We start from the raw sequence: 21,237 nt of genomic DNA, 5'->3' as shown, positions 1-21,237 counted from the left end.
GCATATTCTTGTCCGGCTTGCAGTATTTGGTCATCCAAGTCAATCCAGAGGGGTTCGTTTTCGGAACGAACTTCGGGAGTAGCCATAAGGCCCAGATTGGCAGAACCATTGACGTCGCCAATTTTCACAGCAATAAAGCTGGCACTGAGTTTTTTACCGCTCAGATTGTTGACACTGAAGCTCTCCGGGAAGTTTTGCGCCCATGGATTGGTAGGGTCAGGAAAGCGGTAATTGGCATCTACAAAGCGCCAACTGGTGTTGTTTTTGAAAGCGGGATCAAGATTCAAGATCAATTTTTGAATCGAAATCATGTCCAGCGTGGTGATTGTTTTAGAAGCATTGGCATCTGCTGCGATCAATTTATAGGGCGAGTTCAAGGCGTTTACATTCAAAATGTGCTTGCGGATCAAGATCAAATCAAACGTAGACACACCATTGACATGGTCGGTATTCAAGCGTGGAGTCAGGGTATAGTCGTTGCCTTCGATCAGGTTGTTGAAGACATAGTTACCATCAGAAGCTGTATTGGTTCGATTGGAAGCCTGACCACTCAGCGTAACTTCTACGTTGGAGAGTGCTTGTTTCAATTCGGTTTGGATCACTCCACCCAAAGCACCTTGTGGCACTGGAATACAGATTTCCCCATTGTTTTGGACGTTGATGAAGTTCAGGCAATAATCACTATTGGGGCCGCCCAAGCGGCCATCGGGTTGCAGTGCAAAGGGGTTATTGGCACTGTCCCAGGCATAGACTTCAACAATGACCGTTCCTTCATCTGGGCAGGTCAACAATAAAGTGTCTTGTTTGAGATTGGGTTTAGCGCCTTCGCGGTTGATGGAATACCGAACTGGCCCCGTACAATCCTGGGTAGGGCTGGCAATAAAATCGATTGCTTTGACCACCGCATAAGCCAGGTCTTCTTTGCCGTCACCATCGATATCGCGAGCGGGAACGAGCGCTTGCAATGTAACGGTGATGCCACTTCTGCATATGGGCGACGGTGCTTTACAATCAATCACTTTAAACACCAATACTTGAGAACCGGTATTGCCACAGGCATCCTTGATTTCTACCCGGAAGGAATGTGTACCCAAAGCGTATATGCCCTTGAGCCGGTAATTGGGGTAAGTCCCTTGAATTTCGTTTGCTGCCAATTGCCGGTCGAGACTGCCGTCATTGTTTAGGTCAATCCAAACTTTGATTTGCAAACTTCCTGGGGTGCAGTTTTCATTGATCGCAAAGGGTAGATCTATGGCAGCATCGCAGGTGGTGCTGTTGTTGCTACAATATGGTGCGGGCTGGTTGTACACGATTTTGGGTTTAACCGTATCAATCACCGTAATGAATTGGGTATACTGCCAAAAACCTTTTGATTTCAAAGCAGGATTGCTGTTGCTGCTGCTCCAATGCCCAATTGGGTTACCCAGCCCATCACAGGAGCGTCCACGTTCATTGTTGCGGGGAAAAACGTTGGTCTCGCGGTTGTCTTTATCCAGGTAAGTAACGCCATTGGGTCGTACCATCAGCCAAAGGTCTTCATCTCCGGCAATTTGGTCACAATCCATGTCGCGACTCAGAATCGTGGGTGGAGACGCATCATCGTATTCGCACAGATTGATGATTTGATAGGTACGCAGGATTTGGTAACAGCCTCCACCATTTACGGTAAATTGCTTGTCTTCTACGTTGAAAGCCAATTTATCACAAGCCAGTTCATCCAAAAAGAGGGTATCTGCCACCGGAGTTCCGCAATAGCTCACCGCATCTTTGGGGAATTTGATTTCATAATTGTGTACCGCTACCACACTGATGACTTGCTCACAAATTTGATCCGAAAAATTGCCAATGGCATCTTTGGCCCGGAACTTCCGCGTAATTGAACCCACGCCACAATTGTTGAGCGCAACAGCAGGGGGTAATTCTTCCCAAGTTGCCGAGCAGTTGTCAAATACACTGGGCACGCCAAACCTGGTTTGCAATTCATTTAGTTTGGTAGGGTCAAAACCACTAGGCAAGGCATCGCAATTGATGAGTTGATCTGCAGGTGGCGTACAAATCGGGTTGAGTTTGTCTTCAACAATAAAGCGGGTAATGCAGGTATTGAAATTTCCGAATCGGTCGGTTCCCCGAAGCTCCACGGTAGCCAATTTGCCCACATCACAACAAGTTAGGTCAGCAAAATCTCCCCATTGGCTGTATTCCTGGACTCCGTTTGGGCTGCATTCGGCAGTAAACAATCGGCGAACTTCCAGTTTGAGGTTGGTATTGTCGCAATTGTCGCGACTGGTTTTATTGATGTCTGAAGAAAATATCCGCGCAGTTCCACCCCCGCTCAAGGAAACGTTCAAGTCGTTGTTGCAAATCATGGTTGGCGCAATGCGATCCAGTACCTTGAAAGCCACGGTGTCGATGGTCAATTGATTGCAAATGTCTCTGACCTTAAAAATGAAATAGTGCGTCCCCAGTGGCACATTTTGCACCTGGCCATTGACGACGGGCAGATCCAGTTTCACCCAAATGATCCGCCCGGTGGGGAATCCGGAAATCGTTTCTGGCTGCCAGGAGTAAATTTCTGTGGTAACAGTGGTACTCGAACAATCCTTGATTTTGGGGGAAGGCAATGCAAAGGTGGCCAAACAATTGAATGGAGTCACACTGTACCGCAGGGTATCATCGATGATCCCGTTTTTGTCCAGATCCAATTCAGGATTGCTAACGATGGGCGCATCAAAATCTCCTACTTCGATGTATTGGCGTTTTTCCAACAAACGACTGGGATCACAGCCATCCAAAATGCGCCAGGTGCGCAACAAGGCGTAGCGGCTGCCACATACCGGAATTTTTTGATCGGTATAATTGGCCGCGTAATTGCAAAGGGTAGAAGAATTGTCAACGTTTACTTTTTTTCCAAAACCATTGATGAACCAGGGCTTGCCAGAGATGTTGGGGCTGAGGTTTCCTAAGGCATCGTTGGGCAAAGCAGGCTTGGCACAGTCGGTTTTCACCAGAGTATCATTCGGGAAATTAATTGTAGCCGGGCGGCGGAAAAAGAACTGTTGAACACAAGTAGAGGCATTGCCAAATTTGTCTTTCGCTGTAAAAGTACGAATGATGCCCTTGACGTAATTGGGGTGACAATTGGCAAAATTGACCACCACGTCATTAAAAGTCAAGGTTGTGCCTGTACAATTGTCCTGGACGATCGGGCGGCCAGTGTAATTCCGAAAAGCTGGGTCGATGGTTTTGACATTGTTGAAAATAGAATCAAAATCCGTACAAAGCATATTTGCTTTATCCCCAGGGCAAAATTTGATCTCAGGGCCAGTGATGTCGCGCAAAACAACATTGGTTCGGCAAGAAGCAACATTGAGATTGGGTTTAAAGCGGACAAAGCCAACCAAAGTGCGCCCAACATATGCTGGAGGCACTGGGTTCGGCACCAACTGGTTGTCGACGTTTAAAATCACCTCAAAATCATCGTAACAGGCAAACTTATTGACCATCAGCATGTCTGGGGTGATCAGTATCTCACAGGAATTGTTGACATTGATGCTGATGTCGGAAAAGCAGGAAAAATTGGGTTGAGTATTGAGTACCACGACCTGTTTGGTCAAAACCGTGGTACAACCCACATCTTTGGGTTCCAGTTTTCCAGCCGGATTGCCCGCATCAAAGGTATAGCTTACCTGATGCGTACCAATTCCCAGGGTTTTGGGATTGAACACCGTTGCTGTTTGTCCATTGATTCTAAAGCTGCCACTGCCTTGCACACCAGCACCACCATTGCCTGTGAGGGTTATTGCAGGAGTGAACAAGCAAATAGGATTATCCAAATCGAAAAACTGTGGCTTGGGGTATTTACAAAGATTGGAAATGCTCAAGGTATTGGAAAAAAGTGGACTCTCTGCTACTAGCGTATAGCCTTGCCCATCGAGGTGCACCCCTCTCAGCACATAAATACTGGAATCGGGTTTGATTTTTACTTCCCGAAACAAGGTTCCTACGGCGTAAACATTCAGATTGACTGTATCGCGCAGAGTAGTGCTTTTTACGCGCCAGATTTGATTGGGCAATGCTGGCCCAATCACGATTTCTTCATCAAAAGCCCCATTGCCCCTACAGGTACAAGGATCGCCGATCTTTGGCCCTTTGGAATTGGTGATTTTTGGTGAAGGGCAAGCTGTACCAGCCAAAACGCCCAGCACGATAGTTTTGGTAGCGGTATTCCCCGAGGCATCCTTCAAAGTGAGAACAATGCGTTGGAATCCAATATTTTGGCAAGAAAAATCTACTTTATTGATGGTAAAGCGAGCGATACGGCAATTGTCGTAACTGCCATTGTCTACCGTGGATGAATCTATTCGTATGGTTCCATTTGCGCCCAACTTTACCAGCACAGTATCTTTGCAAACCGGAACGGGTGGCAATATGTCTTTTACAGTTACATTGACCGTACAAGTTTGCTTTAGCCCCTGATTGTCTTCTATCGTCCAAATAATTTTAGTCAGCCCCAATGGAAAAGTTGCTCCTTGCAAGGTAGTATCCTTCGGTGCAGTTCTATAATTGTGGTAAACCCGCTTGATGCCACAGTTGTCTCTGAGATTGCTGGGATCCAGGCGATTGTTGGTTACGGTGTAGCCACAATCCTTGTCGCCATCGTCATTGGAATTGACCAACAAATCACTGGCACATTGGAAGCCGGGGCGCAAGGTGTCCAAAACCATGATAGAGGCCAAACAGGAAGCACTGTTGCGCTGTGCGTCGTACACGGTAAAGGTCACCAGGTTTTCACCGAGGTTGTCGCAAGTAAAACTGGTTTTGCTCAATACCAGGCTATCCAGTACACAATTGTCGGTGCTGCCATTGTTTACCTGATTGGGATTGACCAGCGCTTTGCCCGTTGCATCCAGGTATACGCTGATGTTTTTGCATCGGGCAGTGGGTTTCACCTGATCAACAATGGTAATCGTGGTGGTACAACTGTCGACATTTCCTCCTGCATCCGTTCCGTAAAGGGTTACCTGCATCTGGCCACGATCGGCACATGAAAAAATTCGGCGGCTTAATCGATAGGTTAAAGCGCCACAATTGTCGCTGCTGCTGGCAGTGATCAAAGTGGGCAATAATGTAGCCTGCCCATCAGACCCCAAAAACAAGGTAGTGGTTCGGCATACAACCTGGGGTTTGATGGTATCACGCACAGTCACATTGGCAACACAAATCTGCTGATTGCCACTGCGGTCAGTTACCGTAAGGGTTACAGATTGCACCCCAATGTCTGAACAGGAAAAATCCGATTTTGATAACGTCAAAGATTCGGGTGTTCCGCAGTTGTCTACACTTTCATCGTCTATGTCTTTTGGTCGGATACTGGCCGTACCCTCTTCATCCAGAAAAACGGTGATGTTCTTGCATTTTGCCAGTGGTTTAAGAGTGTCCAGAACGGTTACTGTGGCGGAGCAGATACTGATGTTGTCACTGCTGTCTTTAACGGTAAGGATCACCAGATTTTCACCCAGATTGGCGCAGGTAAAGCGACTGGGACTGACCTCAAAGCTTTTCAAAGCGCCACAATTGTCGCTGCTGCCTATCCCCATGGTTTCAGCATTTACAACTGCTACCCCGCTGGAATTGAGGTAAATTTGCACACTTTGACATACTGCGGTAGGACGGGTCGAGTCTTTGATCAAAACCACCAGCGAATCACTCAATGCAAAACAACCGCTAGTAGACAATTTCACCCGGGCGGTGCTGCTGTCAACTCGAGGAGGAAATTGGGCATTGTTGCTTTGGTCAAAATTATAGGCGTAGACTAAATATTTGCCAGAAGGTCTTGAGCCAAATTTTCCGGTAGAACTGGCCTTGGTCAGAAAAATCCGATTGGTGTCACAAAGCCAGAATTCGGTAACATACCCGTTTCCAGCAAAAGCGCCGTTGATGGTGACCTGGATGGAATCATTGGGACAAGTGATCATGTTTGGCGTCAAAAAGTTTCCCGCTGCTGCCGAACAATTTTGCGCAGCACCTTCCGTAGATAGCCAAAATATACATATCGCCCACAATACTATGGTGCGGATAGCTTCTCTCATAATTGGTGTACAGTTAGATAAAACCTCGAAAAACACAAAGGAGCTGAAGGTAAAAGCCGGGGTAAATCGTTGCAAAGATCACAAAATAAATGTGGACTACCTATTCTCTTGGTTGAAAGGAAAATAGGCCTTCGTTGGAGAAGTTGTGTGTTTTATCCTTGCTGGTAAAGGGACAAATCCAAAGAAGACTGGATTATGGAAAGCAAATAGCGCTGCACAAATCATACGCAGGAAACGCCCAAATCGGTTGTTGGGTAAATTTTGTTGCATGGGACTATGGATAAAAGTGAATCAATGATGTTGCAATGATAACGTTTGTGTGGAAGAAAATGTGTCCTGGAATGGGTAAAATGATGAAAATAGTGGTTTTGGGGTACAATGTCAATGTTTTTTTACTACATTGCGTTTCAATTAACGGATACACCTTGTAAGAACATTCAAAACTTGTCCTTACCATCCGTTTTTTCAGAAAACCACTTTGTCTACACAACATGAATGCAGAAAGCTTCGCAAATCTGCTAAAGGAATACGCGCACTTGTATCAATTGCCGATGGAGGAACTACGCACCATGGTGATGCAATACCCCTATTGTCACAATCTGCAAATATTGCTCCAGGAAAAGTCGGAATTGGATCAACATCCTGATCGAGAGAAAACTCTGGGCAAAGCGGCCACTTACGCCATCGACCGCAAGCACTTGTACAAGCGCTTGAAACTGATGCGCGAGCAGCGAAGCAAGCCCATCGAAGAAGCGTACCACCTGGGCGAAGACTTTTTGGAGCTCAAAGACCTCACTGCAGTACAATCTGATTTGGAAAAAATTGCATTGGGCACCTACGAGGATCCCAGTTCCAGTCAAACCATGGCCATCGACCCGGCGCCGCCCATTGCGATTGATGCACCTGACAAACCCGACGAAAGCCTCAGCAATTGGAACGGAAGTTGGGAAGGAACCGAAGAAGAAATTGACTTGACTGAGCAATTGACTTCTTTGTTTGTGCCTCCTCCTAATATCCCAGTTGAGGAAAGTCCAATTGAGGCTTTGCCCCTTCCTCCCCTACCCAATCCATCAACGCCTGCTGCTCCAAGCCCCATTATTCCAACGCCCAAAAAAGCGTTCAACAGTTGGGGAAATACGGCACAAAGCAGCGCCATTCAACAGTCGATGAAACAATTGCTGGAGACTGAAGATGTAGATCGAAGCAAAAACAAGCACATTGGCAGTGTTGAAAGCAAAAACGAAGTGAGCAAAAAAGCCTGGCAAAGTATTGTAGACAGTGACAAAATGGCCTCCGAAACCTGGGCAAAATTGTTGCTGGCTCAAAAACAATACCACAAAGCAATTGAAGTATATGAACGGCTAAAGTTGCTTTTTCCAGAAAAAGATACTTTCTTTGCAGCTCAAATTGAATTGATCAAAAAAAGTTTATCATGACGTTAATTACTATAGTCATCGCATTGGTCAGTTTCGCGTTGATGTTTTTCATTTTGATCCAAAACCCTAAAGGTGGCGGTATTGACTCAACATTTGGTGGCAGCCAAGCCAACCAACTCTTTGGAGCAGCGGGTTCAACTGAAATTGTGGAAAAGATTACCTGGGGTTTAGCGGCTGCGCTGTTTATCCTTTGTATTGTCGCTTCTTTGTTGGCAAGCAACATCGGAACTTCCGGTGAGCAATTGCTTTCACAATAGACTTTTTGTAACGAGAGCGATTGAGATCAAAAAAAGGTCTTTTTCCCTTGATTGAGGCTTGTTTTTGAGTGCGTAGCAGCGCTACGGACGAGAAAATTAACGAAAAGCAAGGGAAAAAGACCTTTTTTGAGCCAAGCAGTCTCTCGTTTCAAAAAGTCTAATAAGGCTTTTTCTACATATTTGCACCAAACGGGCAATAGTTCACACTGTTGCCCGTTTTTTTTATATAAATTTGTTGTCATGCAAAATCCCTGGAAAACCCTTTCGATTCAAGAGGCATACGCCAATCGCTGGATCAGCGTCACCCACCGCGAAGTGCTTACTCCTGCTGGCACTCCTGGAATCTACGGAGTGGTTCATTTCAAAAACATAGCCATTGGCGTCGTACCTGTTGACGATGAAGGCAATACCTGGCTGGTTGGCCAGTACCGCTACGCCCTGGATCTGTACACCTGGGAAATTCCCGAAGGAGGCTGTCCCAAAGGAAGTGATCCACTGGAAACGGCCAAGCGGGAACTAAAGGAAGAAACCGGGATGCAAGCCAGTGAATGGACTCAAATTATCGATTTTCATACCTCCAACTCGGTTACCGACGAGTATGGCATCGCTTACCTGGCCAAAGGACTTACCCATGGCGAAGCTGAACCCGAAGAAACTGAAGAATTGCAAGTCAAAAAACTCCCATTAAGCGAAGCAGTCGATATGGTATTGCGGGGCGAAATCACCGATGGTTTGTCGATCATGGCCCTTTTGCGGGTGCATATCCTATTGAAAGACAACAAGTAAATTCAGCGTTTTAGTTTTCCAACAAAAAAACCGTCATGGTGCGGGCGCCATGTGCGCCAAGCACCAAAGATTGCTCAATATCCGCAGTTTTGGATGGGCCTGCGATGAATACGCCGAAGTTGTACTCCAGCCCCTGCAAGCGTTGGTATGCCTGGTGCATATTGGCACAAATTTGCTGCGCAGGCAGTACAATGGCCAGGTACTGACAAATGAAGGGGGTCGCCCGCTGCACAAAATTGTTTTCGGTCACCCAGATGGCACTGTTTTCGGCTACGCCAAATTCACCTGAAATGATCGCCAGTTCCACATCGGCCAACTCGTGTGGATCACCAGGGGCTAAAATGGGCTTGGCTATACCATACAATTCCGGGATTGAAGTAACCATGCGCCCATGTTGAGGGTTGCTTCGCAAATACTCCTCTATGGCTGCATAGTTAGCCACTTTGATGGCCTTGCCGCCAATCAAACTCAAAACCGTCATAAACTGATCCTGCAATTCACTGCTGCGGGCAGGAAAAGCACTCAAATCCGGCAAGGGGCGTTCGTCTTGCGGTTGGTTGGCCCGTACTTTGGCCAAAATTTGCTCGCGTGAATTAGACATGCGCTGATTTTTGCTACTTGCGATTTTTTAAATACCATTCCCGGAAAGATTCCGTCGGTGCTTCGGGCATGTCTCGCTGTTTGAACCAGGGATTCAGCGAATTATTGACCATACCGGGCATGTTCCGCAAAGTCCAACGCCCCATTTTGCCCATGCTTCGGTACAATCCAGGGTTGGACAATACGGTAGCCATTATTTTTAGGCCTGCTTTTTTGCCAAAATCTACCTTGCCATTGCGGGTCAATTCTTGCCGCCATTCGTACAATTGCTCGTGGATATTGATTTTTACCGGACAAACATTGGAGCAAGATCCACAAAGCGTAGAAGCAAATGGCAGATCCGAGTATTTGCTCAAATCCAGATTGGGAGCCAGGATAGCGCCAATGGGGCCAGCTACCGCATTGTGGTAAGAATGCCCGCCACTGCGGCGGTAAACCGGGCAGGTATTCATGCAGGCACCACAGCGGATACACTTCAGTGAATTGCGAAACGCTTCACGCCCCAATTGTTGACTGCGCCCATTGTCTACCAATACGATGTGCATCTGCGCGCCATCGCGCGGTTTTTTGAAATGGCTGGAATAAGTCGTGATCGGTTGTCCGGTTGCACTGCGTGCCAACAAGCGCAAAAATACTCCCAGGTGTTCCCGTCGTGGGATGATTTTTTCAATGCCCATAGAGGCAATGTGCACATCGGCCAGGTGTACACCCATATCGGCGTTGCCCTCGTTGGTGCATACCACAAATTCACCGGTTTCGGCTACCGCAAAATTTACCCCGGTCAAGGCGACGCGGCGGGTAAGGAACTTATCGCGCAAATGTTGTCGTGCCGCTTCGGTCAGCAATTGTGGATCGGCATTGCCTTTGGGAGTGCCCAGGTGCTCGTGAAACAGTTCACCGATTTCTTCTTTCTTCCAATGGATGCAGGGCATTACAATATGGCTGGGTGGCTCTCCCGCTAATTGGACAATGCGTTCGCCAAGGTCGGTATCCACTACTTCGATGCCGTTTTCAGCGAGGTATTCGTTGAGGTGGCATTCTTCGGTCAGCATGGATTTGGACTTGACCATGCGCTGTGCACCCGCGTCTTTCAGGATGGACAATACAATTTGATTGTGCTCAACTGCATCGGCTGCCCAGTGAACCTGTATCCCATTGGCCAGGGCATTTTGCTCAAACTGGGTGAGGTAATCGGCCAAATTGCCCAGCACATTGTCTTTGATGGCCGAAGCGGCATTGCGCAAGGATTCCCAATCTTCATATAAGGTATGGGCAGCTTTGTCGCGCTTTTCTCGGATCCACCATAGGGTTGCATCGTGCCAATCTACGCGGGGTTCATCCGCATTGAAGCGTTCGGATAATGCGGGGTGCTTGAGTGTGGGTACTGCGGACATGTGTTAAAATTTTTCGCATTAAAGAAACTGTTTTTCGAGGAAAAAACCTACTGGTACTCACCTGATGCTACGATTTTAGCTAGCCTTTTCTCTTTATTTTTCCGCAAACACCGCTTTTAGGTCTATCTCAAGGCCAGGAAAAATGGCCGACTGGAGGATATCGTCTTGAATGACGGGCGCCAATCCAATAAAAACGCCTTTTTCATCCAGGGCATAAATCCGTACCTCCCGATCCAAGGGATGTACCAGCCAATATTCCTTTACACCTGCTTCCTCGTAAACTCGGTATTTTTCACGCATCTCCTTTTGGCTATTGCCTGGCGAAAGTACTTCAACTACCAAATCAGGCGCGCCATTGCAGCCTTTTTCATCCAGTTTCTGCGAATCACAAATGATACAAATATCGGGTTGAACGACTGTAGTAGCTTGTCCCTTTTTCAAACTTATAGGTAAACGAACATCAAATGGCGCAAAAAAAACCTGGCAAGGATTGTTTTTAAAATGAAGCCAGAATGGAACATATAAATTTCCGGCTATCCGTTGATGTGTTAAATTGGGAGCCGGACTCATTGGAAACAAATGGCCACGGATCAGTTCCACACGTTCTTGGAACTTCCAGTTGAGGTAATCCGCGTAGGTATAATAACCTTCAGGATCAAGCTGAGAGAGTTTTGTAATGGGTGCTACTATCGTTTCCATAGATATAGATAAAGCGATTGAGTAGGGTAAAATTAAGTTTTTTGTGGGATTAAATCAACAGATTAAACACATGGACTCGGTTAAATCCATAGTTTACTCCGTTTCCTCTGCAAATGATGTATGATTCGGCGATGCCGAATTTATTTCCCAGGTCTGCCCGGGCGCTTAGGCATTACCAAACTGTCGGCAGGGTAATTGGCTTTGATGGAATCCATTTGGGCTCTGGCCCAATTGATCAACACCGTTTTTTGTACTTCGCTCAATTTCGCTTCAGGGTGAAGCCCCAAGTATGTATAGGACGGCAAAGGCATTTCCCCTTCGTCAACCGTTTCGATTACTTCTTCCAATTTATGGTTTTGGATGGCAATTTTCATCTTGGTGAATTCCGATAAATTCAAATGACGCTTGCCATCATTGACGTGATTGGCCAAAAACAGTCCAACCGGCTGAATATTGGCGTACCAGGGATATTCGGTCTTGTTGGTGTGGCAATCATTGCAAGCGACCTTCATAATCGACTCTACTTCAGCAGGTACGGGATACTTGGTAGAAATGGCATACGTATTGTCATTGGAGGTATTGCGCTCCGGACGGATAAACTGAATAATGACGAGGATGGCTCCCAAAACAAACAGAATCTTCTTAAACATGTGTTTTCATTTTGATTTTTTGAAAAAGGAAAGGAAATCAAAATGGGCTTTGATGTGCAAAATAGCATGATTTCCAGAGGATTGGTAAAAAATAAACCTCTTTTTCAGTTTCTTTCCTAAACAACAATCTACCGCACAATCTCAATCTTATACTTATCCCCCTTCATCTTTTCGCCCTCAATTTTTTTCAAAACCGTTCGTACCAATTCCTTTTTGACAGCTACGAAAGACATGTGATCCAGCAATTCGATTTTGCCGACGTCCTCCTTTTGCAATTCACCTTTTTTGGACAAAAAGCCTACGATGTCGGTTCGGCTGAGTTTGTCTTTTTTGCCGCCGCTGATGTACAGCGTCACCCACTCCGGCTTTGGGGGCATGGGGGCAAGTTCTGGTAATTCGAAAAGCGGAGGCAAGCCAGGCAGGTATTCAGGAAGGTCGGTTTCTGAATTCAGAATCAAAAAAGCGTAGCCTTCATTGTGCATACGGGCGGTACGGCCATTGCGGTGGCCAAAATCTGAAACCCGGTCGGGCAATTCAAAATGGATGACGTTTTTGACTTCGGGGATGTCCAAGCCCCTAGCTGCCAAATCCGAAGCCACCAACACCACGATGCTGCCATTGCGAAACTGCACCAGCGTTTTTTCGCGGATCAATTGCTCCATGCCACCGTGGAAAAAAGAACTTTGCAAGCCCAGATCACTCAATTCTTTCACGACCCGCTCGGTGGCGTCTCTTTGATTACAAAACACCAGGGTTTGTGATTGCCCCAGGGTACACAGCAATTCGTATAGTGCTTCCATCCGATTGGAGTCTTTAGCGATCACAGCTTTGACCTGCAGCCCGTCGGTGGATTTGTCTTCTGATTTGGTGTAATCCAGGATTTTTGGATGTACAATTCCGGTAAAGTGAGGAATGCTTTGTTCGTTGCTGGCCGATACGAGAACTTTTTTTTCCAAAAAGGGCAAACCATTGACGATAATCTCCATCTGCTCCTGAAAACCAAGGGTTAAACACTTGTCAAATTCATCGAGAATGAGGATGTGCAGATTTTCCGTTCCAAAGGATTCGCGCGCCAAGTGCTCTACGATCCGGCCAGGCGTACCAATCAGCAATGCCGGCGGCTGACTCAGGTTGCGGATTTCGGTTTGCATAGGGTGGCCACCGTAGCAAGTGTTGACTTTGAAACCCGTGGCCATTTTTTGCCAAACGCGTTCTATCTGAATGGCCAATTCCCGGGTAGGCGACAAGATCAAACACTGTACCCCAGCAACATCTGGCCTCAGCGCTTTCATAATCGGCAACAAAAATGCCAGGGTTTTGCCTGACCCTGTAGGAGCCAAAAGCATCAAATTTGGGGAGTTGGGGAAACTCTGCATGGCCTGCTCCTGCATTTCGTTCAGTGCAAGAATGCCCAGGTTGGACAGCGTAGTAGTTAGTGATGGAGTAATTTGCATAGGGCGAAGATAGGGAAATTAGCTTTGAAAATATTCCCTACTAGCACCGCGCCATCTTCTTCTTTTTGCCAATCCGGCCCATCTCCTGAATTTTGTAGATGTACTCCCCTGCATCGGGCACTTTGCAGGCAGTGCCGCCCATATCCACCCTTACCTTGCCAATGGCTTCGGATGCTTCAATGCAGGCTTCTGTAAATTCCGGGATTTGCGAACCCAACGAGATGATGAAACCATTCATAGTATACCTGACCCGATTTTGGGCTTGGTGGATGTTTTTTTGTGCCCGCTCCAAAAGGCGCTGATACAATTGCTGATCCAACTGGTCATTGGGCTGCAAATGCAACCAATTCGAAAGGCACGACCAGCCCGCAGCGGCTACATTTTCTTCCGGAGATTCGATCCATTCCAGCCCCAATTCCTGTCCATATGGGGTCTCAGCAGCAATCCAGGGCACCGCAAATTCAAACAGCATGTACCAATACGCGGCTTTCACCCATTGGCGCAGGTCATCTTTACTGATTTTCTTTTCGTCGGCAATGAGGGCGGCAAAATACATGGCATCGGAATTACCTGTGGCGTAAAGATCCAGCGACAATTGATGGTCTTTCTTGATTTTGAGGGTTTTCATGATGGTCTTCATGTCGCCCACTTTTACCCCGAAGAACGGCTCTCGTGCGCCATGGTTCATAAAAGTCTTTTTGGTGCTGGTGCTTTGGTGTTCCTCCAGCAAGGCCATTACTTCACTTACTGTTGCCATTGATTTTGGTTTTGGGAAAAATGAAAAAAATTGGGTGAATGTAAATATAAGGAATGGAAACAAAATAATCACCAGTTCCAATCCATTCTCAAGGCAAAATTACGGGGCGATTCCATCAATCCGGGTCTGGATACATACTCCTGATTGCCCAGGTTATTCACCAGAAAACTGAATTTCAAATTATCGATTGGGCGGTAAGCGACCCGCAGGTCTAACAGCGTCACGCCATGATTATTGGCCTCCCGGTATGCTTTGATGCCAGGCACGATGAACTCAAAAGTCCGGTCAATGGCTTCCTGAAAACTGTAATAAGTACCTGCAAAACCAATGGAAAAACGTTTGATTTGGGTTTCAATGTCAAATTTGTAGCTGTTGCGCGAGCGGTATTTCAAGACATTATCGGAAGAAGAACTATAAATTGCGTTGCGTTGTGCAGGTGTTGGGGTCACCCCAGGTTCCTGGGGAGTCCTATCAAATTCCAAAAAACGGGGATCAATAAACAGGTATCCTGCTGTAAAGGCAGTTGGGCAATTGAACAGCTTCATCTCTCCCACCAAACTTACATCCAGTCCAGTTATTTGCACGCCTCCTGTGTTGATGGAACTAAAGCCCCGCTGCAAATTGATGAAGTTGAATTCCATCATATCCTGGTATTGAGTGCGAAACAGCGCCATATCCAGGAATCCCTTCAAACTTCCCATTTTCAAGCCTTGCTTGAGACCCAGTTCTGCCGACCACCCTCTTTCCGATTGCAAATCGGGGTTAGGTGAAATATTGAATCCACCCAAATTGGTGAAAATGTATTTTTCGGCAATGGTTGGAAAACGGTAACCTTGTCCCCAGGATGCCCGCAAAAATGAAAAGTCGCCCAGTTTGTAATTGGCACCAATCCGCAAAACCGGTTTTGCTTCGGCTTCATCTGAAGGAGCCACTACTCCACCGGGATATGTAAACCCAGGATTTTTGATGCGGTTGGATTCGTAGCGGAAGCCCGCGGTCAGGGTCAGTTTTGTACCAAACTTTTTCTCAAAATCAAGATAAGCTGCCAAATTGCGGGAATTGAATGTCGTGTCTCCGTACAGTTGTGCCTCTACATCTGATCCAATGTACACCGCCCCTGCAGTGGTATTCAGGTTGAGGGACTTGATGTTGCGCTGAAACTGGTACTCAACGTAATACTGAGAGGAATAATTCGAACGCCCATTGCTTACATTGTTTTCAACTCGGAAGAAACGACTGAGTAATTTGTGTCGATTCCCGTTTTGATCAAAATAAGTCAGATGGAGATCGATGTTGTAGCGCACTGGCTTGTTGGAGGATACCGTGCCTGGAAAGGGGGTGTATTTGAGGCTGTCTGCTTTCCAGAAAAAGAAATTGCTGTTGCTGCCTTTGTTGAAATTCATGTTTACCCCCAAAGTCAGGCGTTCTGTAATTCGATAGCGGGTATTGAGGCTGAGGCGACCATATTTGGTAAAAGTTGCCTGATTGTGTGAATTTTCATTCAGGTAAAAAAGGCTCCCGACCAGATCCAGTTTTCCGATTTTCTGCTTGTGCGACAAGCTGGTGCCAAAAGTCAGCGGGGCATTGTCCCACCACTTGAAGCGACGATCTGCGGGTGCGTCTACGATGGAGGTAAACAGGCTGAGTTTGGTTTCGGGTTTGGATTCAGCGAAAGCGGTGCGAAAATTGATCACCCCATTCATGGCTGCCGAACCGTACAGGGAAGAAGCAGCGCCCTTAACCACTTCAATTTGGCCAACGTTTTCAACCGGGATGTCATTCCAGTTGGGGAAACCGGAATCGAGTTGCAAAATCGGAATGTTGTCCATCAACAACAAAACCCTGCTTCCCGCGCCATAAGAAAACCCGGAACCCCCACGGATATTGGCCTGGCCGTCAATCACCGTCAAGCCAGGTACTTTTTGCAGGGCATCGTCCAGTTGAAATTTGTTGCTGTTGTTGATCAGGCTGGGTTTGAGTACCTCGATCGAGACCGTTTCCGAACCCAGACGCTTCTCAAAACGGCCAGTAGTAAAGGTGACCGTATTTAAAATGGTGGCCTCCGCTTGCAGCACAATGTCTTCCATTTCTACCGTTTGACCAGCCACAATACCCAGGTTAACGGTATAGTTTTTAAAGCCCAGAAAAGACACGGTTAAGGTTAGGTTTCCAGGTACAGGATTGAGTGTAAAATAGCCCATTGTGTCGGTATAGGTCCCTACCTCAGGAGAAACATATACTGAAGCGCCTGCCAGAGGCTCATGGTCAATGGTGATTACCCGCCCCCGCAGTTGGGCATTTTGGGCAATGGAATGACTCAAAGTAAAGACCAGAATTGCCCAGGTCAGGCAACAACGAAGGAGGTTTTGCATTTTTTCTTTTTTCAATTCCCTGAAAAGATAAACAAGACCTTGATGAATTCTTAGGTAAAGGGCTATAAATTGTGATTTTTTTTCACTTTCAGGGTAGTTTGTCAAGTCTTGGCTTTCTCTTCTAAAAAATTGTCCTTTTCATCTGAAATGCCTATTTTGCAAACTGTAATCCAAAAAAGAGCGCAAAAAAACCTAACCTAAACTGGTGTTATGAAAAAAATTATACTTTCTGCCCTGGCTGTGTTGTGCTTGTATACTTCGCTGTTTTCTCAAACTGTAACTTGTAAACCCGATCCTGCTGTCAAAGATACTTCTTATGGGGTATTTCCGCTCCCTTACTCCAAAACCAATCCCAAAGGAGGCATCTCGGATACCGCCTGTTTAAATACTTTTTACGATTTCATCTTTACATTGAACGTTCCCAAAAGTTTCAATGCCGGCTTATTTGGAAACATTCCTGTTAATAACATTCAATTGAGTACCACCAAGGCAGTGGAAAATTTGCCCACAGGTTTGGGTTATACTTGCAATCCTCCCAATTGTGTTTTTCCTGCTGGCACCAAGGGTTGTATCATCGTTTCGGGAACGCCTACCAATCCTGCAAATGTTGGCGTTACTGACCTCAAAATCAAAGGACAAGTCAACAGCGTTTTGCCGATCGACATTACGTTTCCCAATGCCCAGCTTTTTGCCGAAGGCAATTACTACTTGTACATTCGCCCACAGGGCTCTGCTGCCTGCCGCGTTTCTTCTACCCGCGAATTGGCAGCTACCAAATTGCGTATGGGCAACCTGCCCAACCCTTTCTCGGGCTTTACCCAAATTGAAGTGGATTCCGACCTGCGCGGTCAATTCGATTTCCGTGTATTCGACATCATGGGCAGATTGATTCAGCGCCGTCCGGTGCAAATTTCGCAAGGCATCAATCGGATTCCTTTTGAGGCTTTTGACATGTCACCCGGGCTTTACATCTTCACCCTCACCGATGGCCTCAATACGGTATCCCGCAAGATGGTGATTGGCAGGTAATTTATTTATGCTCAAGGCTGTAACTATTTAGTGGATTTGGGTTATTCTGATGGATAACACATCGTTCACTAAATACGCCCAGCCATGACCCAAAAGTTAATCCTGTCTATTCTTTGCGCTCTTTGTGTAGTTGCTTTGGCCGCTCAAGATCCTGGAGATTTAGGGCGTACTGAACCTTTTTTGATTGGGTTCAAAGGCACCATTTACAATTTCTTCATTCCTCCTGAAGGGATGGATCCCAAAAAAGGATACGACCCTTCTATTGAAAAAACTGCCCCAATTGGCTATGTTTATGCTCAAAAATTGTTCATTACTGAGCGAAAATTATCTGCACCATTCCCGGGTGTACCAAAAGGAAAAGAAATTTTTGCCATCATTTATACTGGCAGATTTGAAGTAAAAGAAGAAGATATTTACGAGTTTTTAATCCAATCTGATGATGGGTCTAGACTTTGGATTGATTCGGTTGAAGTCATCAACCGAGACGGCTCACGTCAGTTCAGAGAAATGAAACAGGGGGAAATCAAGCTCAGCGTGGGTTTTCACGACATCAAAGTCTGGTATTTTCAAGGTTTTCCCGATCGCATGGGACTGATTCTAATGTACAAGAAAAAAGAAGAAACGGGTTTTCGCCCCTTCGATTTCAAACCCATGGAGGACGAAGCCAAACGCTACATCCAGCAAGATGGTAAGGAAATCAAAATCCGTTTTGCTGAAAAAATCGCATTCGAAACCGGTAAGTTCGAACTTAAACCAGAAGCGGATACTACTCTGGCCATGGCCATAAGGATCATCAACTACAATCCCAATGTCAAATGCCGCATTGAAGGGCATACCGACAATGTTGGAAACGCCAAAGACAACCTCACGCTATCGCAAAATCGGGCTGATGCGGTAGCTGCTGCATTGAAAAATCGGGGCATTCCATCCTCGGTGCAAATGGAAGTAAAAGCATATGGCATGAGCAAGCCCATTGCTAGCAATGCTACTACTGAAGGAAAAGCCCAAAACCGAAGGGTAGACATAGTGATTGAAAAAGAATGAGGAATATCAATTGAGGTGTCACTGGAGCAGTTGACACCTCAATTGATATGGTCCCTTTACGCCTGCTTACTCAACTGCTGGATCGCCGTCACCAGCGTCTCCACTTCCTTGATGGTGGTGTATACATTGGGCGTCAGGCGCACGCCTTTGATGTTTTCCCATTCAATCGGCACCGAGTGAATTTTGAAATTGCGGTAGAAATAATCGGCTACTTCGCCTGGTTTCTTCCCATCGATGGCCACCATGCCAATGGCACAGCCGTATTCAAGTTTTAAAGAAGTTTTTACCTGTACTTTAGGCAAGGATTGTACTTTCTCCGCCCAGTAGTTTTTGAGGTAATGCAGGCGCTTCTCCTTGCGTTCGCCTCCAATCATGTCATGAAAATCAATGGCCTGGTTGATGCCTTGCTCGATGGCAAAAGAGCGGGTACCTAGGTTTTCAAACTTGCGAATGTCCTCACTTTCGGCATCTGGAGCGGCCAGCAGAGGATACAGGTTTTTGATTTTTTCTTTGCGCACATAAAGCATGCCGCTGCCAAACGGGGCGCACAACCACTTGTGCAAGCTCGTGCCGTAGTAATCGCAATCCAGTTCAGGGATGGTGTACTGAAAATGGGCAAAAGTATGGGCCCCATCTACCAAAACCTCGATGCCCCGCTTGTGGGCTTCGCGGGCAATTTCTTTCACGGGTAAAATCTGTCCGATCCAGTTGATGAGGTGGGTAATTTGTACAACCTTGGTTTTGGCCGTAAAAGCATCCGCGAAGGTCTTGACGATGTAATTTTTGTCTTCGGAAGGAAACTCCAGATTGATCCATTTCAACACGATTCCATCGCGTTTTTCCCGCTGCTTCCAGGCATTGATCATGTTGGGGTAATCCTGCTTGCTCAACACGACCTCGTCACCCGCTTGCAGGCGCAAGCCAAAAATGATGGTTTCGAGTGCTTCTGAAGAGTTGCGGTTGATGGCGATTTCATCAGCAGAGCAGCCTGCCAAATCTGCCAATTTGCGGCGCAGCGGCTCCCGGCCTTCGTCCAGTATACGCCACATATAATAAGTTGGCGTTTCGTTGCTGAGGCGGTTGTAGCGCTCTACGGCCTCCTGCACTACTTTGGGTTGTGGGCATACACCGCCGTTGTTGAAGTTGATCATGGAAGACGAAACGGTGTAGGCCTGTCGAACCTGGTACCAAAAGGTTTCATCCTGGATGCTCTCCTCGATACTCAATCCATTGATGCGGTCAATGCCGCGCAAAAAGGATTTGCCTTCGATGCTGCTTAAAAACGGTGGAGTAGCGCTTAAAGCCGCTAAAGTGCTGAATTTTTGAAGAAAACTGCGACGCGTGGACATGGCAAATTTGTTTTATCGTTCAAGGTATCCTTGACAAGATAACAATAGAATCCAAATTTGCATTTCCGTGGGCCACAAAATTAGCCCATAAAGCCCGCTACTTCAGTTTTGATGGCTTGCAAAGCTTTTTCGGAGCCAGAAGTGCCGCGCTGGGCCGACAAATCAAACGTGGTGTCGTACAACAATTGGGCATCGGCTTTGGCCTCCAGGCCTTCTGACGCGAGCATGATCAAACCAATGGTGTCTTCCCCAGCCAGTTTGATGATTTGCCAAAGTTGTTTGGAGAGATAGATCTGTTGGGTCACGTTGTGCTCGTATTCCTGACGGATATTGAACAGTAGGGTATACTTGTATTCGGCCACGTTCAAGCCCTCTGGGCGTACCCGCATCAAGAGGTTCTCGGGGGCAATCCGCTCGCAATACAAGCTCATGCGTTCGTAGGCCTGCAAGCGCAGCGGCAAGATGGTACCATCTGTATTGGTTGAAGCAATGGCATTGGTTTGGGCATTGCTGGCCTTCAATTCAAAATAGTTTTTCAATAAATCTTTGGCAATTGCATAAATAATGTAGGCTGCGATTGCAAATTTCAAGACATCCACCAAGGGTGAGATCAGATCCATACTTTTTATTTTAGCGCACAAAGGTAGAAAGGCCACCCTGCATTCAACTGTTTTGTGGAAATTTTTCTTGTACGTTCAACTAAAAAACGATTGTAGGTGTTTCAAAAATTGTATCTTTGCACTTAGATTTAATCTAAATAACCACAGCATGAGCGAAGTTCAAACTGAAGCAAAACCGATTACGCTTACTGAAGGCGCTATCAAGCAGTTGCAACGCATCAAAGCGGAACAAAATATTCCCGACGACTATGGCCTGCGCATTGGCGTGAAAGGTGGTGGTTGCTCAGGGTTCACCTATGTCCTGGGATTCGACGACTCGAAAGAAAACGATTCGACTTACGAAATTTCTGGCTTCAAGGTTTTTATGCAAAAAAGCCACGCGATTTATTTGCTGGGGATGGAAATCGATTGGTTGGACGGTTTGCAAAACCGGGGCTTTGCCTTCAACAACCCCAACGCCAAAGAAACCTGCGGCTGTGGCACTTCGTTTTCGGCATAAAACCTGTTTTTTTGCAGTCAAAAAAAAGTGTTTTAGGGAAACCCTAAAACACTTTTTTTATTTATTGACCTATTGGAAGCAACTCATCCCCTACCCTTACGGTTCCGTCTCCCAGCACAATCAGGTTCATTCCAAACAATACTTTATTGCTTTTACTCCGGTATGATGCCAGTGTTTTCAGGGGTTCCCCGCCTGAATGACG

The 21,237-nt window shown here is 46.5% G+C and carries 16 protein-coding genes and 1 pseudogene; 6 read left to right on the top strand and 11 right to left on the bottom strand.

The features are described 5' to 3' along the window. Positions 1–6,089: pseudogene (locus ABW391_RS23615) on the bottom strand (hypothetical protein); the annotation flags it as partial. A gap of 491 nt (positions 6,090–6,580) precedes the next feature. On the opposite strand from ABW391_RS23615, the gene ABW391_RS23610 reads away from it, so the two are divergent. The 3 genes from ABW391_RS23610 (at position 6,581) to ABW391_RS23600 (ending at position 8,568) form a co-directional block, all read left to right on the top strand. After that, positions 6,581–7,525, top strand: coding sequence for a DUF8458 domain-containing protein (locus ABW391_RS23610; protein ID WP_353484363.1), 945 nt, complete (start codon positions 6,581–6,583; stop codon positions 7,523–7,525). Further along, the gene (secG, locus tag ABW391_RS23605) at positions 7,522–7,782 is read left to right on the top strand and encodes a preprotein translocase subunit SecG (RefSeq protein WP_353484362.1); all 261 of its coding nucleotides are present in this window, start codon (positions 7,522–7,524) and stop codon (positions 7,780–7,782) included. The genes ABW391_RS23610 and secG overlap by 4 nt, the downstream gene beginning before the upstream one ends. A 240-nt stretch (positions 7,783–8,022) precedes the next feature. Further along, on the top strand, positions 8,023–8,568 hold the full coding sequence (locus ABW391_RS23600) for an NUDIX domain-containing protein (protein ID WP_353484361.1): 546 nt from the start codon (positions 8,023–8,025) through the stop codon (positions 8,566–8,568). A gap of 10 nt (positions 8,569–8,578) precedes the next feature. Here ABW391_RS23600 and ABW391_RS23595 read toward each other — a convergent pair whose 3' ends face one another. The 7 genes from ABW391_RS23595 to ABW391_RS23565 form a co-directional block, all read right to left on the bottom strand. Then, a complete protein-coding gene (locus ABW391_RS23595) occupies positions 8,579–9,169 on the bottom strand; it encodes a LutC/YkgG family protein (protein ID WP_353484360.1) in 591 nt (196 codons plus the stop codon). Between the two features lie 13 nt (positions 9,170–9,182). Further along, the gene (locus ABW391_RS23590) at positions 9,183–10,562 is read right to left on the bottom strand and encodes a lactate utilization protein B (protein ID WP_353484359.1); all 1,380 of its coding nucleotides are present in this window, start codon (positions 10,560–10,562) and stop codon (positions 9,183–9,185) included. Between the two features lie 93 nt (positions 10,563–10,655). Then, a complete protein-coding gene (locus ABW391_RS23585; protein ID WP_353484358.1) occupies positions 10,656–11,261 on the bottom strand; it encodes a Uma2 family endonuclease in 606 nt (201 codons plus the stop codon). Between the two features lie 140 nt (positions 11,262–11,401). Further along, positions 11,402–11,911: a heme-binding domain-containing protein gene (locus ABW391_RS23580; protein WP_353484357.1), complete on the bottom strand. Its 510-nt coding sequence runs from the start codon at positions 11,909–11,911 to the stop codon at positions 11,402–11,404. Positions 11,912–12,039: 128 nt separating this feature from the next. Continuing rightward, a complete protein-coding gene (locus ABW391_RS23575; protein WP_353484356.1) occupies positions 12,040–13,365 on the bottom strand; it encodes a DEAD/DEAH box helicase in 1,326 nt (441 codons plus the stop codon). A gap of 40 nt (positions 13,366–13,405) precedes the next feature. Continuing rightward, positions 13,406–14,122: a DNA alkylation repair protein gene (locus ABW391_RS23570; RefSeq protein WP_353484355.1), complete on the bottom strand. Its 717-nt coding sequence runs from the start codon at positions 14,120–14,122 to the stop codon at positions 13,406–13,408. Positions 14,123–14,190: 68 nt separating this feature from the next. After that, the gene (locus ABW391_RS23565; RefSeq protein ID WP_353484354.1) at positions 14,191–16,494 is read right to left on the bottom strand and encodes a TonB-dependent receptor; all 2,304 of its coding nucleotides are present in this window, start codon (positions 16,492–16,494) and stop codon (positions 14,191–14,193) included. 210 nt (positions 16,495–16,704) lie between these two features. On the opposite strand from ABW391_RS23565, the gene ABW391_RS23560 reads away from it, so the two are divergent. Both ABW391_RS23560 and ABW391_RS23555 read left to right on the top strand, forming a co-directional pair. Next, a complete protein-coding gene (locus ABW391_RS23560; protein ID WP_353484353.1) occupies positions 16,705–17,523 on the top strand; it encodes a T9SS type A sorting domain-containing protein in 819 nt (272 codons plus the stop codon). A gap of 84 nt (positions 17,524–17,607) precedes the next feature. Beyond that, entirely contained in the window at positions 17,608–18,567 is a 960-nt protein-coding gene (locus ABW391_RS23555) for an OmpA family protein (RefSeq protein WP_353484352.1), read from the top strand. A gap of 56 nt (positions 18,568–18,623) precedes the next feature. On the opposite strand, the gene ABW391_RS23550 is transcribed toward ABW391_RS23555, so the two are convergent. Together ABW391_RS23550 and ABW391_RS23545 are read right to left on the bottom strand one after the other, a co-directional pair. Continuing rightward, a complete protein-coding gene (locus tag ABW391_RS23550) occupies positions 18,624–19,916 on the bottom strand; it encodes an aminotransferase class V-fold PLP-dependent enzyme (RefSeq protein ID WP_353484351.1) in 1,293 nt (430 codons plus the stop codon). Positions 19,917–19,996: 80 nt separating this feature from the next. Next, on the bottom strand, positions 19,997–20,536 hold the full coding sequence (locus ABW391_RS23545) for a DUF7935 family protein (protein ID WP_353484350.1): 540 nt from the start codon (positions 20,534–20,536) through the stop codon (positions 19,997–19,999). A 148-nt stretch (positions 20,537–20,684) separates the two neighbouring features. Here ABW391_RS23545 and ABW391_RS23540 point away from each other — a divergent pair, with 148 nt between their 5' ends. After that, positions 20,685–21,035 carry a HesB/IscA family protein gene (locus ABW391_RS23540; RefSeq protein WP_353484349.1) on the top strand — a complete coding sequence of 117 codons (351 nt, stop codon included), beginning with the start codon at positions 20,685–20,687 and terminating at the stop codon, positions 21,033–21,035. 61 nt (positions 21,036–21,096) lie between these two features. On the opposite strand, the gene ABW391_RS23535 is transcribed toward ABW391_RS23540, so the two are convergent. Beyond that, positions 21,097–21,216 (bottom strand): hypothetical protein, encoded by a 120-nt coding sequence (locus ABW391_RS23535; protein WP_502916348.1) that lies wholly within the window; start codon positions 21,214–21,216, stop codon positions 21,097–21,099. Positions 21,217–21,237 lie beyond the last annotated feature (21 nt).

The sequence above is a fragment of the Haliscomenobacter sp. genome (assembly GCF_040403615.1).
Classification (GTDB): domain Bacteria; phylum Bacteroidota; class Bacteroidia; order Chitinophagales; family Saprospiraceae; genus Haliscomenobacter.
This window is presented reverse-complemented; position numbering and strand designations above follow the sequence as displayed.

Coding starts and splice junctions, on each gene's coding strand:
- ABW391_RS23610 (WP_353484363.1), top strand. CDS start 6,581: ATGAATGCAGAAAGCTTCGCAAATCTGCTAAAGGAATACGCGCACTTG.
- secG (WP_353484362.1), top strand. CDS start 7,522: ATGACGTTAATTACTATAGTCATCGCATTGGTCAGTTTCGCGTTGATG.
- ABW391_RS23600 (WP_353484361.1), top strand. CDS start 8,023: ATGCAAAATCCCTGGAAAACCCTTTCGATTCAAGAGGCATACGCCAAT.
- ABW391_RS23595 (WP_353484360.1), bottom strand. CDS start 9,169: ATGTCTAATTCACGCGAGCAAATTTTGGCCAAAGTACGGGCCAACCAA.
- ABW391_RS23590 (WP_353484359.1), bottom strand. CDS start 10,562: ATGTCCGCAGTACCCACACTCAAGCACCCCGCATTATCCGAACGCTTC.
- ABW391_RS23585 (WP_353484358.1), bottom strand. CDS start 11,261: ATGGAAACGATAGTAGCACCCATTACAAAACTCTCTCAGCTTGATCCT.
- ABW391_RS23580 (WP_353484357.1), bottom strand. CDS start 11,911: ATGTTTAAGAAGATTCTGTTTGTTTTGGGAGCCATCCTCGTCATTATT.
- ABW391_RS23575 (WP_353484356.1), bottom strand. CDS start 13,365: ATGCAAATTACTCCATCACTAACTACTACGCTGTCCAACCTGGGCATT.
- ABW391_RS23570 (WP_353484355.1), bottom strand. CDS start 14,122: ATGGCAACAGTAAGTGAAGTAATGGCCTTGCTGGAGGAACACCAAAGC.
- ABW391_RS23565 (WP_353484354.1), bottom strand. CDS start 16,494: ATGCAAAACCTCCTTCGTTGTTGCCTGACCTGGGCAATTCTGGTCTTT.
- ABW391_RS23560 (WP_353484353.1), top strand. CDS start 16,705: ATGAAAAAAATTATACTTTCTGCCCTGGCTGTGTTGTGCTTGTATACT.
- ABW391_RS23555 (WP_353484352.1), top strand. CDS start 17,608: ATGACCCAAAAGTTAATCCTGTCTATTCTTTGCGCTCTTTGTGTAGTT.
- ABW391_RS23550 (WP_353484351.1), bottom strand. CDS start 19,916: ATGTCCACGCGTCGCAGTTTTCTTCAAAAATTCAGCACTTTAGCGGCT.
- ABW391_RS23545 (WP_353484350.1), bottom strand. CDS start 20,536: ATGGATCTGATCTCACCCTTGGTGGATGTCTTGAAATTTGCAATCGCA.
- ABW391_RS23540 (WP_353484349.1), top strand. CDS start 20,685: ATGAGCGAAGTTCAAACTGAAGCAAAACCGATTACGCTTACTGAAGGC.